Raw genomic sequence first — 15822 nt, 5'->3', positions numbered from 1 at the left:
GGGCTTGCTCGCGAATGCGGTGTGTCAGTTGATATAGATGTTGGCTGACACACCGCATTCGCGAGCAAGCCCGCTCCCACAAGGGGTTCAGTGGTGACCCTCCATCACGGTGACGGTTGCCGTGGTCCCGGCGCGCAACCGGTTTTTTGCGGCGTAATCGGCGTCGATTTCAATGCGAACCGGCACCCGTTGCGCCAGTTTCACCCACGTATAGCTAGGGTTGATGTTGGCCAGCAGCCGCCCGCCGGGGGCGTTCTCGCGGTCGGCAATGGCGAAGGCGATGCTTTGCACCGTGCCGCCGAAGGTTTCGCCGCTCATTAACTCGATCCGCACCCGGTCTCCCTCCTGGATTCGCGGCAGTTTGGTTTCTTCAAAGTAACCACTGACGTAAAACGAGTCGCTGTCCACCAGCGCCAGCAACGCACCACCGGCCGTGGCGTAATCGCCCTGGCGGGTCAGCAGGTTGGTGACGTAGCCACTGACCGGCGCTTCAACCCGAGTTCGCTGCAAGTCGAGTTCGGCCTGGGTCAACGCGGCGATCGACAGTTGCACATTGGCCTGGGCCAGGCCGAGGTTGGCCTGGTTGCGCAACAATTCGGCCTGGGCCACCGCCACTTCGGTGCTGGATTTTTCCCACTCTTCACCGGAAATCGCGAACCCGAGTTTTAACTTGCGCCGCCGCTGCTCCTCGCTCTGACGCTGCTTGAGCAAGGCTTCACTGGAGACAATCGAGGCCTGGGATTGACCGAGGGTCGCCTTCGACACTTCCACCGAACGCTTGGCCCGCTCCACCGCCAGGCTGTAGCGCGCCGGGTCGATTTCCAGCAGCAACTGGCCTTTCTCCACATGCTGGTTGTCCTGCACGTTCAGGCTGACGATGCGTCCGGCGACGTCGGCGGACAAGGTCACCACATCGGCACGCACCCGGGCGTCACGGGTCCAGGGTGCGCGGGTGTAATGCTCCCAGGCAAACCAGCCGAGGATAAAGGCCAGCAACACCACGGCAACGGTGGCGAGTCGGGCAAGAATGTTCTTCAAGGCATCAGGCTCCCATGACCAGGATCAGCGTGGCGCACACGCAGGCATACAACGCTCCTTCGAACAGCGCTTCGTGCCAGACGAAACGCAATACCCCGAAACGCCGCAGGAGCCAGTCCAGCACCAGGAAAATCGGCAAGGCCAGCAGCAAGGCCTGGGCGATGGGTGGCAGATAGACCCCGCCAATTTCCAGATCAATGGGCAAGGGCCGGCACTCCTTCGGGTTCTGCGGGTTGAAAGTAGTCGCGATAACGCCGCAGGAACGCCACCACGATCAGCAGCGATACGCGCATCCGGAACACCGACCACAGGTGCTCATGAACATCCAGATGCAGGTCATCCATTTCATCGCCCAGGTCACCCAGACGACCCAGCAAAGACACAAGATCAATGCCGGACCGCCCGGCGATCAGCCTGGCGGTTTCACGAACGGCGACCAGCAAACGGTTTTGTTGCTCCGTGCTCAGTAACGCATTGCCCTGCGCTTGTTGCCGCAGCTGATTCAGAGCCACACCGAGCGCCATGCAACCGAGGCTGACTTCGAACAACTCGCGGGGGCGTCGGTCACTGATCGCCGGCAGCAAGCCGAGCATCATGGTCAGGCGATCGACCATGCGGCTTTCAAAGGCGAATTGCTGCTCATCGGTGGCCGCCGTCTTCATCAGGGCGTAAACCTGCTCGCAGTTCTCATTGAACAAGCGGCGCATCCGCAAAACCGGCCTGAACGGAAAGATGAGCGCGTAGACACTCAACGCCAGCACCGTGGCGCAGGTATAAGCAGCGGCGAACTCGAACCACTGGATCGCGGTGTTCTGGCCGATCCCGATGTTTTGCGGACCGAACAGCAGGAAGGTGGACAGCCCGAGACCAATGGCAGTGCCGGTGGTGGGCGGCGTGGTCAGCCCGACCGCGACGGCGTACAGCAACGGCGCCAGCAGCAGGGCGAGCATTTCGAAATTGCTGATCATCGGCAACAGCAGGAACAGATACAGCGCTGAAACGATCAGCGCCAACAGCAGGCCCCGCGCATAACTCTGGGCCGCCAGCAGCGGTCGCGGAAACGTGGCCATCAGCGAACAGAGAATCCCCACCAGCACCATGCCGCCGCGGGCGCCGTCCCAACCGGTTTCGATCCAGATCAGTCCGGCCACCACCAGGGCGGTGAAGGCTCGCGTGGCGTTCATCGCGGCCAGGGTGAAGTCCAGATGCAGTGGATTCTCCTGCCCGCGAAACACGCAACTCGCCTCGCGCCCGTCCTGGATCGCATCGCTCAACTCCAGAATCTGTTCCAGTTGTTGCAACAGCCGCGCCTGCTCCCAACGCAACGCCCAGGCCAGCGAGCGCAGGGTGGCCGTCATGGTTTCGGTGAGTTGTTCGGCTTTATAGGCTTGGTTATCGAATCGCTGTTGCAGCGCCACGAAACGCTGGCGAGCCTCGGGCGATAACGAGCGCCCCTGAATCGCCAACTCGTCGAGAAAGGCCAATTCTTCGGCGCGCAGCAGTTGGATTTCTTCCGGCAACGCGCCCTGCCAGCGCTCGGCCAGCAACTCTCGCTGGTGGCGCAAAGCGGTCAGCCGCGAGGTCAGCAGCACCAGTTGATTGCCCAGCATTTGCACCAGGCCATCGGCACTGCGCAGCCGGGGCGCGTCGAAATACAAATGCCGGCGCAACCCTTCCAGCGCGCTGATTTCGCCCAGCAGTTGCATTTGCCGGCGATGAAAATCCGCTTCACTTTCTTCGGTGCGGATGGCCGCCGCGGCGTGGGCCGCGAGCAGTTTGATCACCTGATCGACCTTGGCGAAATAGTTACGGGCCACCGTCTCCGGCCGTGCGGTCAGGAGGCTGACCACGCACACGCAAGCAACCGCCAGCAAGGTCTCGGTCACCCGGGTCACGGCCAGCAGGAACGTGCCGTCCTGGTCTGGCACCGACAACAGCGCCACCACCACCGCCGTGTAACCGCTGAGCACAAAGGCCTGGGAACTGGTGTAGCGCAACAAGGTGCCGCCGGCGGTGCACAGCGCCAGCCACAAGGCCAGGGTAATAATGAAAGGCAACGGCGCCTGGGGGAAAATCGCCATGATCAACACCGCGACGGCCGCGCCCGCCGTGGTGCCAATGACCTGGCCAAAACTGCGCGCCAGGGCCATGCCGCCCAACGGTTGGCTGACGATGACCACGGCCATGATCGACCACTTCGGCTGGTCGAGGTCGAACAGGAACGCCAGGTATAAGGTCAACAACCCGGCGGCGATGGTTCGCAAGGCAAACAGCAGCACGCCTTGGCCGGGGTTGAGCAACATCCTGAAGTATTGAACAAACGGTTGCATGGGCGAACTCATCGGGTCATCTCAAGCAAGCGTAGTCACTGGCTCGGGACCTCGACAGGTTAAAAAGTCGACAGGAGTCGTAGGCAAATTCGATGATGATGTATGTGTTCGTGATAGATGCGCTCGATAGCCCCGTCAGCCATAGCGATTGGACAGAAACCCGCCCTGCCCCTAGGCTTCAATCGCTGCGAAAGCGTCACTCGATAAAAGCCTCGCCCCATGATCGTACGTCCCAAGCCGAACCTGATCGGCATCCTGTTTTCCCTCAAAGGCTCGATTGCCAAGCGCATTGCCCTGCGCAGCCTATTGGTGACCTTGCTCGCGTCGGTGATCGTGCTGGTGGAAACCTGGCACCCGGCCTACTTCTCCAAGGTCAATGCCACGCCCTTCACTCTGCTGGGGTTGTCGCTGTCGATCTTCATGAGTTTTCGCAACAACGCCTGCTACGACCGCTGGTGGGAAGGTCGCAAGCAATTGGGCCAGTTGATCATTGAGGTGCGCTCGCTGATCCGCCAGACCCAAGGCCTGATGGACGCGCACGAACGCGAGTTGCTGCTGCGTGAGCTGTGCGGCTTCGCCCATGGCCTGATTGCGCGCCTGCGCTTTGAAAGTGAACGCCAAGCTGTCGCGCCCTGGACCTCAATCCCCATCGACCATCAGCACCCGAACATCCCCGACGCCCTGCTGCAACGCATCGGCGCCCGCTGCTCGGAACTCGCCGAACTTGGCCGGATCAGCGAATGGCGCTACACCCAACTGGAGACTCGACTGGTCAGCTTGAGCCAGGTCCAGGCCAGTTGTGAGCGGATCAAAAGCACGCCACTGCCCTTCCCTTACACCCTGTTGCTGCACCGCACCATTTACCTGTTTTGCATTTTGTTGCCGTTCGCCATGGCCGAGCCTCTGGGTTGGCTGACGCCGGTGTTCACTGCCATCGTCAGTTACACCTTTTTCGGCCTCGACGAAATCGGCGATGACCTGGAAGACCCGTTCGGCTTCGATGAAAACGACCTGCCGTGTAACGCGATATTGCGCACTCTGGAGCGCGAAGTGCTGGCAGCGCTGGGGCAAACCGATTTGCCGCCGGCCCTGGAACCGATCGAGTACGTTTTGAACTGAGTCAGGGTTTGACTCAAGGCCGCGCCTGACCGAAGCTGACGGCTTTGCAAAAGCTCGCCAGCTCCCGGATCCGTGCATGCCCCAGTCCCGCCGCTACCTGCTTATCAGCCTCTGCATCCTGTTCGCCATTGCCCTCGCCTGGTTTTTCATGCGCAGTACCACGCCCGTGGTGCCGGAGGCGATCAAACATGGCTACAGCGAAGCGCTGGCCAAGGCGCGCGCCGGTCAACCGGGGGCGGCGCGGGTGCTCTATCAGCAACTGGGCCGTCCGGACCTGTCGGCCAAGCGCCGTATCTGGCTGCTCGCCGAACTGCCCAACTACCCCAGCCCGCAAGCCTTGAAACTGGCTGACGCCGACCTGAAAAACACCTCGGCGGACGTGCGGGTGGCGGCGATCAAAAGCGTGGTGGGCCTGGTTCCCAGCGGCCAGCGCAGTTTGTTGCTGGGGCCGTTGCTGGAGGACGATGATCCGGCCGTGCGCTTCGCTGCGGTCAATGCGCTGCTGGGGTTGTCGCCGGATGACCTGGGGTTGTATTTCGGGCCGTTGCAGCAAGCCATTGATGCCTGGGAAGTGGTGCTCAAGGGCGAACCCGAAAGCGCCGCTACCCAGTACCAATTGGCGCGGTTGCACCTGCACAACGCTGAGTTGAAAGAGGCGCAACTGGCGCTGGAGCGTACCTTGCAGCTCGAACCCGGCAACCTGCCGGCACTGGTCATGCAAATCGAAGTGCTGGACAAGCAAGGCCAGAGCGACGCCGCCCGGCAATTGCTGGCCAGACAGTTGCAGGCCCAGCCGGACTCCGCCTATCTGCAACATGCCCTCGGCCTCTGGCTGCTGCACCACGGGCAGAGTGAGTTCGCCGTGCTCGGGCTGTCCAAAGCCGTCGAGCTGGAGCCGGACAATAAAGAATACCGCTACGACCTCGCCACCACGTTGCACAGCGAAGAAGAGCTGGAAGCAGCGCAGAAACAGTTGCAGGAAATCGTCCAGCGCCACCCCGCCGACCGCAAGGCGCGGGTGTTGCTGATCAATTACTGGACGGAAAGCGGACAGCTGCAGAACGTACAGATTCTGTTGGCGCAACTGGAACAGATGAACCCGGATGATCCGGCGTTGCAGCAAGGCCTTTAAGCCTCACCACCGTCCGTGTAGGAGCAAGGCTTGCCCGCGATGGCGTCCGTGAGTTTGTCATCGCGAGCAAGCTTTGCTCCTACACAAACAAAGCGGCGCTGAGCCGTCATCGCGCCCGGCAAAAAATGTTGAACCGTCGTCTCGGCCAAGGGTCAAGTGAAATAGGCAGTCAATTCAGGCACTTCAGGCCTGCTGCCTCGCTTCCCCTAGTCATGAGAGGGCATTTTTTGTCTACATCTAACGAGTTGTTCAGTGCAAAAGCCGCCACCGGCATCGAAGGTCTGGATGACATCCTGGCCGGTGGATTGTCCCGCGGCCATGTGTTTTTGCTGGAGGGTGAGCCCGGAACCGGTAAAACCACCGTCGCGTTGCATTTTCTCCTTGCCGGAGCCTGCGCCGGCGAGCGCTCGTTGTACATCACCCTGTCAGAAACCGAACGCGAATTGCGCCAAGGCGCGTTGTCCCACGGTTGGGAGCTGGATGAGAACATCCATATCTTTGAGCTGACACCCCCGGAAAGCCTGCTCAACGCCGAACACCAGCAAAGCTTGCTGTACTCCTCGGACCTGGAACTGGGTGAAGCGACCAAGCAAATCTTCGAAGTGGTCGAACGGGTAAAACCGACCCGGGTCGTCCTCGACAGCCTCTCGGAAATCCGTCTGCTGGCGCAAAGTTCGCTGCGCTATCGCCGGCAGATCCTTGCCATCAAGCATTACTTCGTGCGCTATGACGCCACGGTCCTGCTGCTGGATGACCTGACCACTGAATCCCTGGATAAAACCGTACACAGTGTGGCCCACGGCGTGATTCGTCTTGAGGAGCTGACGCCCAACTACGGCGCCGAACGCCGACGGATTCGTGTGGTGAAATATCGCGGCCAGAAGTATCGCGGCGGTTTTCACGACTTCACCATCATGGGCGACGGCGTGCATGTGTTCCCGCGCCTGGTGGCGGCGGAGCACCGTGGCAAGTACATCCGCACACAATTGACCAGCGGCATCCGGGAAATGGACGCCCTGCTCGGCGGCGGCATCGAGACCGGTTCCAGCACGTTGATCCTCGGCCCCGCCGGTACGGGCAAATCGCTGATCTCGATGATTTTCGCCGCCGCTGCGGTGGCCCGTGGTGAAAAAGCCGCGCTGTTTATCTTCGATGAAGAGCTGGGACTGCTGTTCGAACGCATGAACAACATGGGCATCGACCTCAAGGCCCTGCAAGACACCGGCAACCTGATGATCGAACAAGTGGACGCCGCCGAATTGTCCCCCGGCGAGTTTTCCCATCGGGTGCGGCGCTGCGTCGATGAGCGCAACATCAAAACGGTTGTGATCGACAGCATCAACGGCTATCAAGCGGCGATGCCCGAGGAAAACGCGCTGGTGCTGCACATGCACGAGTTGCTGCTGTACCTCAATCGCCAGGGCGCGGCGACCTTCATGACCGTCGCCCAGCACGGTCTGGTCGGCGACATGCAGGCCCCGGTCGATATCACTTACCTGGCTGACACGGTGATTCTGCTGCGCTACTTCGAAGCCCTGGGCAAAGTGCGCCGGGCCATTTCCATCATCAAGAAACGTACTGGCAGCCATGAATCAACCATTCGCGAATACCGCATCAGCAGCCACGGCATGACCATCGGCGAACCGCTGGATGCGTTCCAGGGTGTATTGCGCGGCGTGCCGACTTACCTGGGCGCCAGCAATCCGCTGCTCAAGGAAGAGGGCAAATGACGGCCCTGGCAGCGACCTCCGAGCGCGTGATCATCCTCGCGCCACTGGGCCGCGACAGCCAGATTGCGCTAATGATGCTCAACGAGGCGGGTTATACCGGGGTCGTCAGCCGCGACATGCCGGGACTGTGCCGTGAGTTGGAGTTCGGCGCCGGACTGCTGTTGATCTCATCCGAAGCGCTGCTCGGCAGTGACCTGGAGCCGCTCTTCACCTTGATCGAACAACAACCGGCCTGGTCGGACCTGCCGATTGTGCTGCTGACCTATCACGGCGGGCCGGAACACAACCCGGCTTCGCGCTTCGGCCCGCAACTGGGCAACGTGACGTTCCTCGAGCGCCCATTCCATCCGGTGACCCTGATCAGCCTGGTGACCACCGCGTTACGCGGGCGTCGACGACAGTACGAGGCCAGGGATCGGTTGATCGACCTGAGTCAAAGCGAACTGCGCCTGCAAACCACCCTGGAAACCCTCGAACTACAAGTTGAGGAACGCACCGCCCAGTTGCGCCACAACGAAGAAGCGTTGCGCCAGTCGCAGAAAATGGAAGCGGTCGGCCAGTTGACCGGCGGTATCGCCCACGACTTCAACAACATGCTGACCGGGATCATCGGCAGCCTGGAATTGCTGCGCCGGCGTCTGGCCCGGGGTCGCACCGAAGACCTCGACAGCCTGATCGATCTGGGCGTGACGTCGGCCAACCGCGCCGCAGGTCTGACCCACCGTTTGCTGGCGTTCTCCCGACGCCAGTCCCTGGACTCCAAACCGGTGGTGATGAATACCCTGGTGACGTCCATGGGCGAATTGCTGGAACGCAGCATCAACGAAAGCATTCAGCTGGACATGCAACTGAGCGAGCAACTGTGGGTGGCCGAGGCCGATCCCAACCAATTGGAAAGCGCCCTGCTCAACCTGGTGCTCAATGCCCGGGACGCCATGCCCGATGGTGGTCAATTGGTGGTGAAAACCTTCAATCAACACCTGGACACCGGTTTTACCGAAGCCCACGGCAACCTTGAACCCGGGGACTATGTGGTGCTGAGCGTGACCGATACCGGCTGCGGCATGCCGCAAAGCACCATCACCCGTGCGTTTGATCCTTTCTTCACCACCAAACCCATCGGCCAGGGCACGGGCCTGGGCTTATCGATGATTTACGGGTTCAGCAAACAGTCACGGGGCCACGTGACCATCCAGAGCGAGGTCGACAACGGCACCACCGTCAACCTGTACCTGCCGCGCTACGCCGGCAATCTGGTGCAGGACACCCTTGTGGACATCCAGCAACCGCCTTACGCCCAGGACGGCGAGACCGTGCTGATCGTCGAGGATGATCCGGCGGTGCGGGTGTTGGTCAGTGCGGTGTTGAGCGAGTTGGGGTATGCGTTTGTCGAGGCGGGGGATGCCGACAGTGCGGTGCCGATCCTGGATTCTGGCCAGCGCATCGACCTGTTGATCAGCGACGTCGGCCTGCCGGGAATGAATGGCCGGCAACTGGCGGAAATCGGCCGTCAGTATCGGCCGGATCTGAAAGTGTTGTTCATCACCGGGTATGCCGAGCACGCGGCGGTGCGCGGCGGTTTCCTTGACCCGGGGATGCAGATGATCACCAAGCCATTTACCTTCGACCTGCTGACGGCGAAGGTCAGGGAAATGATCCAGATCTAGAGCGCTCGAGCCCGAGATGGCTTGCCTATGATGGTGTCTTCGAGGACGCCTTCGCGGGCAAGCCTCGCTCCTACAGGTATAGGCGCGATCCCGTAGGAGCGAGGCTTGCCCGCGAAGGCGCCCGTGAGATCGTCATCGTCGGCAAACCGTGGATCAGGACAGCATTTCCTGCATCAATTCCTGCAACACATCGAGATCAAACGGCTTGCCCAGGATCGGCGCCTTGCGCGTGATCGGGCTGTCGGTCTCGCGGATTTCCTGCGGATAACCGCTGATAAAAATCACCTTGAGCTCCGGTCGCAGCTTCACGGCGGGTTCGGCAATCTGCACGCCGGAAATCCCGCCCGGCAGGCGGAAGTCGGTAATCATCATGTCCAGGTGCGGTTTACTGGCAAGGATTTCGAAGGCTTGCTCGCCGTTTTCGGCCTGCAACACCCGGTAGCCCTCGCCCGACAGATAGGCAGACAACACCATCAAAATCGAGGGATCGTCCTCGACAATGAGTACTACATCTTGCGCATCTTCACTCATGGGAAGCCTTTGTTCGGTCAATAGCTGCTGATACGACCGTGGGGTCGTTCAGAGGTTGCGTTTATCTGGCTGTTTTCCTACAGCGGCAGACAAACGCGAAATAAGGCGCCTTCGTTGATTCTGCTCTCGACGACGATGGAACCGCCATGGGCGGCAACGATTTGCTCGGAAATAAATAACCCGAGCCCAAGTCCCGCAACCACGGTCTTGGCGGAAACCCGTTCGAACTGTTGAAAAATTCGTTTCTGGTTCTCTTCACTGATGCCAATGCCACGGTCCTGGACCTCGACCCGGGCCTGGCCTTCGTGGCAGTACACCCGCACGTCGATCTGGCCTTTGCCGCCATAACGCAGGGCGTTGGTCAGCAAATTGGAGATGACCTGCTCGATCCGGAATTCATCCCACTGCCCTTCCACCGGCCCTTGGGCACTGAACGTCACCGAGGATTCGGCGGCATCGACCTGGGGTGCAAAGTTTTGCAACAGGTTGTCCACCAGCTTCACCAGATCGACCCGGCTCGGGCGAATCGACAGCTTGCCGGTCCGAATGCGCGAGACATCGAGCATGTCTTCGATCAGGCGGATCAGGCTTTTGATCTGCCGCTCATCGCGATCGACCATGGCGTGCATTTTGTCCAGGGTAAACGCCGAAGCGTTCTCCCGGGCCAGGTGCATCTTGCGCAATTGGGTTTCGAGGATCAGGCCATTGAGTGGGGTGCGCACTTCGTGGGCGACGATGGACATGAAGTCATCGCGCATACGCACGGCCTGCTCCAATTCGTTCTGGGTGGCCTGCAGTTTTTTCAGCAAGGCTTCCTGTTCCAGACGGCTTTGCTCCAGGGCTTCGACCTGTTGCTTCATCGCCTTGCTCTGGCGATACAACTCGACGAACACGTTGACCTTGCTCTTGACCGCGTGGATATCCAGCGGTTTGTGCAAGAAATCCACGGCGCCGCTTTCGTAGCCTTTGAACGCGTAGTTCAGTTCGCGGCCGGCGGCACTGACGAAAACGATCGGAATGTTCTTGGTCTTTTCCGTGCCACGCATCAGCTCGGCCAATTCGAAGCCGTTCATGCCGGGCATCTGCACGTCGAGAATGGCCATGGCAAATTCGTGTTGCAACAACAACGACAAGGCTTCGTCGGCCGACAGCGCCTTATACACCGCGCGGTCTTCGCGCTTGATCAGCGCTTCGAGAGCCAACAGGTTTTCCGGCAGATCGTCGACGATCAGCAGTTTGGCTTGGATGTCACTCAGCATGCTATTCGTTCCAACTCGACAAGCAAACGGCCGATGCCGCGTATAGGGAGAATGTGATCAGGTTGATGCAAGTCCAGCGCCGCCTGGGGCATGGTCGCGACCTGGGCTTCTTCCGGGTCTTGCACCACGGTCAGGCCGCCACGGTACTTGACCTGGGCCAGACCGCTGGCGCCATCGCGGTTGGCGCCGGTCAACAGCACGGCGACCAGCGCCGGCCCGTAGGCGTCGGCGGCAGATTCGAACAGGTAATCGATGGCGGGCCGCGAATAGTGCACGCGGTCCTCCAGGCTCAACGAAAAACTGCGGTCCTGCTCGACCGAGAGGTGATAACCGGGCGCGGCGAAATACAGAGTGCCAGCCTCGACCAGGTTCTTGTCCCGGGCTTCGAGCACCGGCAGCGACACCCGCCGGGCAAACACTTCGGCCAAGTGACTGCGGCGCTCTTCAGGCAAGTGCAGCACGACAATGATCGGCAGCGCAAAGCCCTTGCGCAGCGGGCTGAGGATGTTCAGCAACGCCTCGACGCCGCCGGCCGAAGCGCCGATCACAATTGCCTCTACGGTCGGCAAACCGGGTGCAGTGTTCATGATTTGCGGTAGATCCGTTCTTGTTTGACCAATGGCTCGAACTGCTTGCCGAACGCCGAGAAATCAGGGGTTTCCTTGCTGCCGAGCACCAGGAAGCCGCGATGGCACAGGGACTCGTGGAACAAGCCGAATGCGCGATCCTGAAGTTTTTTATTGAAGTAAATCAATACGTTGCGACACGAAATTAATTGAGTCTCTGAGAACACGCTGTCAGTCGCCAGGCTGTGGTCGGCGAAGGTTACGTTCTCGCACAGGGTCTTGTCGAAAATCGCGTAACCATAGGCCGCCGTGTAGTAATCGGCAAATGAGCGCTGACCACCGGCCTGCTGGTAATTGGACGTGTAGGCACGGACATTCTCCATCGAGAAAATCCCTTGCTTGGCTTTGTCCAGTGAGCGCGGATTGATGTCGGTGGCGTAAATAATGGTGCGATCGAGCAGGCCTTCTTCGCGCAGCAGGATCGCCATCGAGTAAACCTCTTCGCCGGTGCTGCACCCGGCAATCCAGATTTTGATCGACGGATACGTCTTGAGCAGCGGCACCACTTCCTGGCGGATCGCCAGGAAGTGCGAGGGGTCGCGGAACATCTCGCTGACCGGGATCGTCAGCAATTGCAGCAACTGCATGAACGCGGTCGGGTCGTGCAGGACTTTTTCCTGCAACGCCGAGATGGTCGCGCACTCGAATTGACTCAAGGCGTGACCGACCCGGCGCTTGATTGACGCACCTGAGTAGTCACGAAAGTCATAGCTGTACTTGAGGTAGATCGCCTCGATCAGCAGCCGCAATTCGATTTCGGTATTCTTTTCCACTAAAGGCTTTCCACTAGAGGCGTTCCATTAGATGCGTTCCATCTTCGGTAACCACACGCGAATCAGCGAGAACAGGCGATCCAGGTCGATCGGCTTGGCCAGGTAATCGTTGGAGCCCGCCGCGAGGCAGCGCTCCTGATCGTCCTTCATGGCCTTGGCCGTCACAGCGATGATCGGCAGCTTGCGCCAGCGCGGGTCCTGGCGAATCAAGGTGGTGGCCTCGAAACCGTCCATCTCCGGCATCATCACGTCCATCAGCACCAGGTCGATGTCCTCGACTTCATTCAATTTTTCAATCGCCTCACGACCGTTCCGGCCGATAACCACGACTGCCCCCTTCTGCTCCAGGGCACTGGTCAGGGCGAAGATGTTGCGCACATCGTCGTCCACCAGCAGCACCTTGCGGCCCTCGAAGACCTTATCGCGACTGCGTGCGGTCTTGAGCATCTTCTGCCGCTCATGGGACAACTGGGATTCGACTTTGTGCAGAAAGAGTGTCACCTCATCCAGCAACCGCTCTGGGGAGCGGGCGCCCTTGATGATGATCGAGCGCGAATACTTGCGCAGCTCGGCCTCTTCGTCCCGGGTCAGGTTGCGCCCGGTGTAAACAATGACCGGCGGGAACGAGCAGATGTCCTCGGTAGCCATGCGCTTGAGCAGATCGTTGCCAAGCATGTCCGGCAGCTTCAGATCGATGATCATGCAGTCGAACACCGTCTCGCGCAGCCGGTCCAGCGCTTCCTGGGCGAAGCCGACGGCGGTGATCTCGATATCTTCGTCGCCGATCAGGCGGGCAATGCTGTCGCGCTGCAGGTCATCGTCTTCAACCAGTAGCACGCGCTTGACCTTCTGGGTCAGCTTGGCTTCCAGGCGTGCGAACACATCCTTGAGCTCTTCGCGGGTAGTCGGCTTGACCGCATAACCAATGGCGCCCATGTGCATCGCGGCTTCGACCCGGTCTTCGACCGAAATCACATGAACCGGGATGTGCCGGGTTTCGGCGCGTTCTTTGAGGCGCTGCAACACGGTCAGCCCGGAATGGTCCGGCAGGCGCATGTCCAGCAGGATGGCGTCGGGAATGAACTCCTTGGCCAGGTCGTAACCTTCGTCGGCGCCGTGGGCCACCAGGCACTGATAACCCAGTTCGTGGGCCAGGTCATAGAGGATGTGCGCGAAGTTGGGTTCGTCCTCCACGACCAGGATGCAACGGGTGGCGAACGGAGCCTTGGCGCGGTCATCGTCGAAACGCGGGATGTCGACTTCGGCAATCAACGGCACCAGGGCGGCAACCGGCGCTTTTGGCACATAAGCCACCGGCGTCGCGCGCATCGGCTCGATGGGTACTTCACCCGGTTCAACGTACTGCTGCGGCAACACCAGGGTGAACGCACTGCCCTGTCCCGGTTCGCTGGTCACACTGATCGAACCGCCGAGCAGCGTCGCCAGGTCGCGGGATATCGACAGCCCCAACCCGGTTCCGCCATAACGGCGATTGGTGGTGCCATCGGCCTGGCGGAAGGCTTCGAAGATGCTTTCCTGCTGTTCTGCGGCAATACCGATCCCGGAATCACGCACGATGAAGGCGATGCCGTCCCCCGGCTGACTGGCCACAGTCAGGCTGACCGTGCCTTTCTCGGTGAACTTCACCGCGTTGGACAGCAGGTTCTTGATCACCTGTTCCAGGCGCTGGCGGTCGGTGAAGATCATCATCGGCGCGCCAGCCTGCATCTCGATGTGGAATTCCAGCTTCTTGTCCGTGGCCATCGGCTCGAACATCCCGCGCAGGCCTTCAACCAAACGGGCGACGCTGGTGTTTTCCGGGCGCATGTCCAATTTGCCGGCCTCGACCTTGGAAATGTCGAGAATGTCGTTGATCAGGTTGAGCAAGTCATTGCCGGCGGAATAGATCGACTCGGCGAACTTGACCTGTTCGGCGGTGAGGTTGTCCTGCGGGTTCTCCGCCAGCAACTTGGCCAGGATCAACGAACTGTTCAGCGGCGTGCGCAGTTCGTGGGACATGTTGGCGAGGAATTCGGACTTGTACTTGCTGGAACGCTGCAACTCTTCGGCGCGGTCTTCCAGTTGAATCTGCGCCTGATTGAGTTCGGTGTTCTTCTGGTCCATGGCGTCGCGCTGGTCGGCGAGGATCTGTGCCTGCTCGGCGAGCTGTTCGTTGGTCTGCTCCAGCTCCACTTGCTGGGTTTCCAGGTGCGCCTGGGACTCCTTGAGAATCCGCGACTGCTCTTCCAGCTCTTCGTTGGCGGTCTTGAGTTCTTCTTGCTGGACTTGCAATTCTTCGTTGAGCTGCTGGGTTTCGGCCAGCACTTCCTGCAAGCGTTGACGGTAGCGCGCCGCTTCAATCGAGGTGCCGATGTTGCCGGCGATCAGCTCCAGCAATTCGATGTCGCGCTCATCCAGCGGGCGCAGGAAACCGAGCTCGATCACGCCGTTGACCCGGTCATCATCGCTGGTCGGCACCACCAGCACACTGTGGGGCAAGCCTTCGCCAAGACCCGAGCTGACTTTGAAGTAGTCTTCGGGCACGTTATCCAGGCGAATCAACCGGCTCTGTTTCACCGCCTGACCGATAATCCCCTCGCCGTCGTAGACCGATTGATCCTGCGCTTCCTGCTCCCGGGACAAACCGTAAGAAGCCACGCGCTTGAGTCCGCCATGCTCTTCGCGCACATAAATGGCGGCGACGGCGGTGCCCAGGTACTGCGCGCAGAACTGCAGGATATTGCGCCCCAACAGGTTCAGAGACAGTTGCCCCAGTACCTGCTCGGCCAGTTCGGTCTGGCCGCTGCGCAGCCACGCCTGCTTCTCCAGTCGATCGGCGGCGCTCTGCTGCGCGGCGAGGGTGGCGCTGTAACTTTGCGACAGGTTAAGCAAGTCACGCCGACCGATATAGGCCAGCAACGCGCTGATCCCGGCGACGAAGAGCAGGTAGAGGGCGATGCTCCAGATCGTGGTGCGGCGCACTTCTTCGTTGCGCGTGGTGCGCAACTGCTGCTCCATGTCGATCACGTCCTGGAACTGGGCACGGATTTCATCGGTCAGGCGCTTGCCGCGTCCGGCCTTGACCGCGCCTCGATAATCACCGCTGCCGCGCTGCAAATCGATCATCGATTGCGCGTAGGTGGCCCACTCGGTTTGCAAGGCCTGGAGACGGCGCAAACGGTCGGTCTGCACCGGGTTGTCGGCCGTCAGTTCGAGCAAGGTATTGAGGGCGACGGCGATTCGCGGCCGGGCCGTTTCATAAGGGTCCAGGAAGTGCTCGTCGCCACTGAGCAGGAAGCCGCGCATGCCGGTTTCCAGGTCAACGGTCAGCTTCACCGCTTCATTGGCGTTATTGATCACCCGGTCGGTGTGCTCCACCCACTGGATGACGGACAACAGGTAAGTGATCAGCGCCACAAAGAAAACCGCGCTGATCACACCCACGCCAAGCGGCAAAGTGACGTTGCGGCTCAGGAGTTTACGAAATCGTTGCTCATCAACCGAAGACGCAGAGGTCATGGGGAAGGCCTTGTCGAACTGTTGAAAACCAAGGAGTTTGCCCCAAAACCGATGCGTTGATCTAATTTTCTGACAGCATTTGAAGCAAATTCCTGCAA

Annotated in this window: 12 protein-coding genes; 4 read left to right on the top strand and 8 right to left on the bottom strand. The window is 60.3% G+C overall.

The window, feature by feature from the left end:
• Nucleotides 1–87: 87 nt before the first annotated feature.
• The 3 genes from BK665_RS32220 to BK665_RS32210 are packed head-to-tail and all read right to left on the bottom strand — an operon-like array spanning nt 88 to nt 3380.
• Nucleotides 88–1038: an HlyD family secretion protein gene (locus tag BK665_RS32220; protein ID WP_123410501.1), complete on the bottom strand. Its 951-nt coding sequence runs from the start codon at nt 1036–1038 to the stop codon at nt 88–90.
• A gap of 4 nt (nt 1039–1042) precedes the next feature.
• Complete coding sequence (locus tag BK665_RS32215) at nt 1043–1243, bottom strand: DUF1656 domain-containing protein (protein WP_123410500.1); 201 nt, start codon at nt 1241–1243, stop codon at nt 1043–1045.
• Complete coding sequence (locus BK665_RS32210; protein WP_123410499.1) at nt 1233–3380, bottom strand: FUSC family protein; 2148 nt, start codon at nt 3378–3380, stop codon at nt 1233–1235. Before BK665_RS32210 ends, BK665_RS32215 begins: the two co-directional genes overlap by 11 nt.
• Nucleotides 3381–3587: 207 nt before the next feature.
• Between BK665_RS32210 and BK665_RS32205 the strand changes: the two genes are divergently transcribed.
• The 4 genes from BK665_RS32205 to BK665_RS32190 all read left to right on the top strand — a co-directional run bounded on the left by BK665_RS32205 (nt 3588) and on the right by BK665_RS32190 (nt 9016).
• Nucleotides 3588–4487 carry a bestrophin family protein gene (locus tag BK665_RS32205; RefSeq protein WP_123410498.1) on the top strand — a complete coding sequence of 300 codons (900 nt, stop codon included), beginning with the start codon at nt 3588–3590 and terminating at the stop codon, nt 4485–4487.
• Nucleotides 4488–4563: 76 nt separating this feature from the next.
• On the top strand, nt 4564–5619 hold the full coding sequence (locus tag BK665_RS32200; RefSeq protein ID WP_123410497.1) for a tetratricopeptide repeat protein: 1056 nt from the start codon (nt 4564–4566) through the stop codon (nt 5617–5619).
• A 227-nt stretch (nt 5620–5846) separates the two neighbouring features.
• Nucleotides 5847–7349 carry an ATPase domain-containing protein gene (locus tag BK665_RS32195; RefSeq protein WP_123410496.1) on the top strand — a complete coding sequence of 501 codons (1503 nt, stop codon included), beginning with the start codon at nt 5847–5849 and terminating at the stop codon, nt 7347–7349.
• Nucleotides 7346–9016 carry an ATP-binding protein gene (locus tag BK665_RS32190; protein ID WP_123410495.1) on the top strand — a complete coding sequence of 557 codons (1671 nt, stop codon included), beginning with the start codon at nt 7346–7348 and terminating at the stop codon, nt 9014–9016. Before BK665_RS32195 ends, BK665_RS32190 begins: the two co-directional genes overlap by 4 nt.
• A 153-nt stretch (nt 9017–9169) precedes the next feature.
• On the opposite strand, the gene BK665_RS32185 is transcribed toward BK665_RS32190, so the two are convergent.
• The 5 genes from BK665_RS32185 to BK665_RS32165 all read right to left on the bottom strand — a co-directional run bounded on the left by BK665_RS32185 (nt 9170) and on the right by BK665_RS32165 (nt 15724).
• Nucleotides 9170–9547 carry a response regulator gene (locus tag BK665_RS32185; protein ID WP_059405185.1) on the bottom strand — a complete coding sequence of 126 codons (378 nt, stop codon included), beginning with the start codon at nt 9545–9547 and terminating at the stop codon, nt 9170–9172.
• A gap of 77 nt (nt 9548–9624) precedes the next feature.
• Nucleotides 9625–10806, bottom strand: coding sequence for a hybrid sensor histidine kinase/response regulator (locus BK665_RS32180; protein WP_123410494.1), 1182 nt, complete (start codon nt 10804–10806; stop codon nt 9625–9627).
• Nucleotides 10800–11393: a chemotaxis protein CheB gene (locus BK665_RS32175; protein WP_123410493.1), complete on the bottom strand. Its 594-nt coding sequence runs from the start codon at nt 11391–11393 to the stop codon at nt 10800–10802. Before BK665_RS32175 ends, BK665_RS32180 begins: the two co-directional genes overlap by 7 nt.
• Nucleotides 11390–12205 carry a CheR family methyltransferase gene (locus BK665_RS32170; protein WP_123410492.1) on the bottom strand — a complete coding sequence of 272 codons (816 nt, stop codon included), beginning with the start codon at nt 12203–12205 and terminating at the stop codon, nt 11390–11392. Before BK665_RS32170 ends, BK665_RS32175 begins: the two co-directional genes overlap by 4 nt.
• A 27-nt stretch (nt 12206–12232) precedes the next feature.
• A complete protein-coding gene (locus tag BK665_RS32165; protein ID WP_123410491.1) occupies nt 12233–15724 on the bottom strand; it encodes a response regulator in 3492 nt (1163 codons plus the stop codon).
• Between the last annotated feature and the right edge of the window lie 98 nt (nt 15725–15822).

Origin of the sequence: Pseudomonas frederiksbergensis (genome assembly GCF_003732665.1) — a bacterium.
Classification (GTDB): domain Bacteria; phylum Pseudomonadota; class Gammaproteobacteria; order Pseudomonadales; family Pseudomonadaceae; genus Aquipseudomonas; species Aquipseudomonas frederiksbergensis_G.
The sequence above is the reverse complement of the archived record's forward strand: the minus strand, read 5'-3'. Positions and strand labels throughout refer to the sequence as shown.

Bases quoted from the DNA above. Each gene is read 5' to 3' on its own strand.
- BK665_RS32210 (WP_123410499.1), bottom strand. From the start codon at position 3,380: ATGAGTTCGCCCATGCAACCGTTTGTTCAATACTTCAGGATGTTGCTC.
- BK665_RS32205 (WP_123410498.1), top strand. From the start codon at position 3,588: ATGATCGTACGTCCCAAGCCGAACCTGATCGGCATCCTGTTTTCCCTC.
- BK665_RS32200 (WP_123410497.1), top strand. From the start codon at position 4,564: ATGCCCCAGTCCCGCCGCTACCTGCTTATCAGCCTCTGCATCCTGTTC.
- BK665_RS32190 (WP_123410495.1), top strand. From the start codon at position 7,346: ATGACGGCCCTGGCAGCGACCTCCGAGCGCGTGATCATCCTCGCGCCA.
- BK665_RS32185 (WP_059405185.1), bottom strand. From the start codon at position 9,547: ATGAGTGAAGATGCGCAAGATGTAGTACTCATTGTCGAGGACGATCCC.
- BK665_RS32180 (WP_123410494.1), bottom strand. From the start codon at position 10,806: ATGCTGAGTGACATCCAAGCCAAACTGCTGATCGTCGACGATCTGCCG.
- BK665_RS32175 (WP_123410493.1), bottom strand. From the start codon at position 11,393: ATGAACACTGCACCCGGTTTGCCGACCGTAGAGGCAATTGTGATCGGC.
- BK665_RS32165 (WP_123410491.1), bottom strand. From the start codon at position 15,724: ATGACCTCTGCGTCTTCGGTTGATGAGCAACGATTTCGTAAACTCCTG.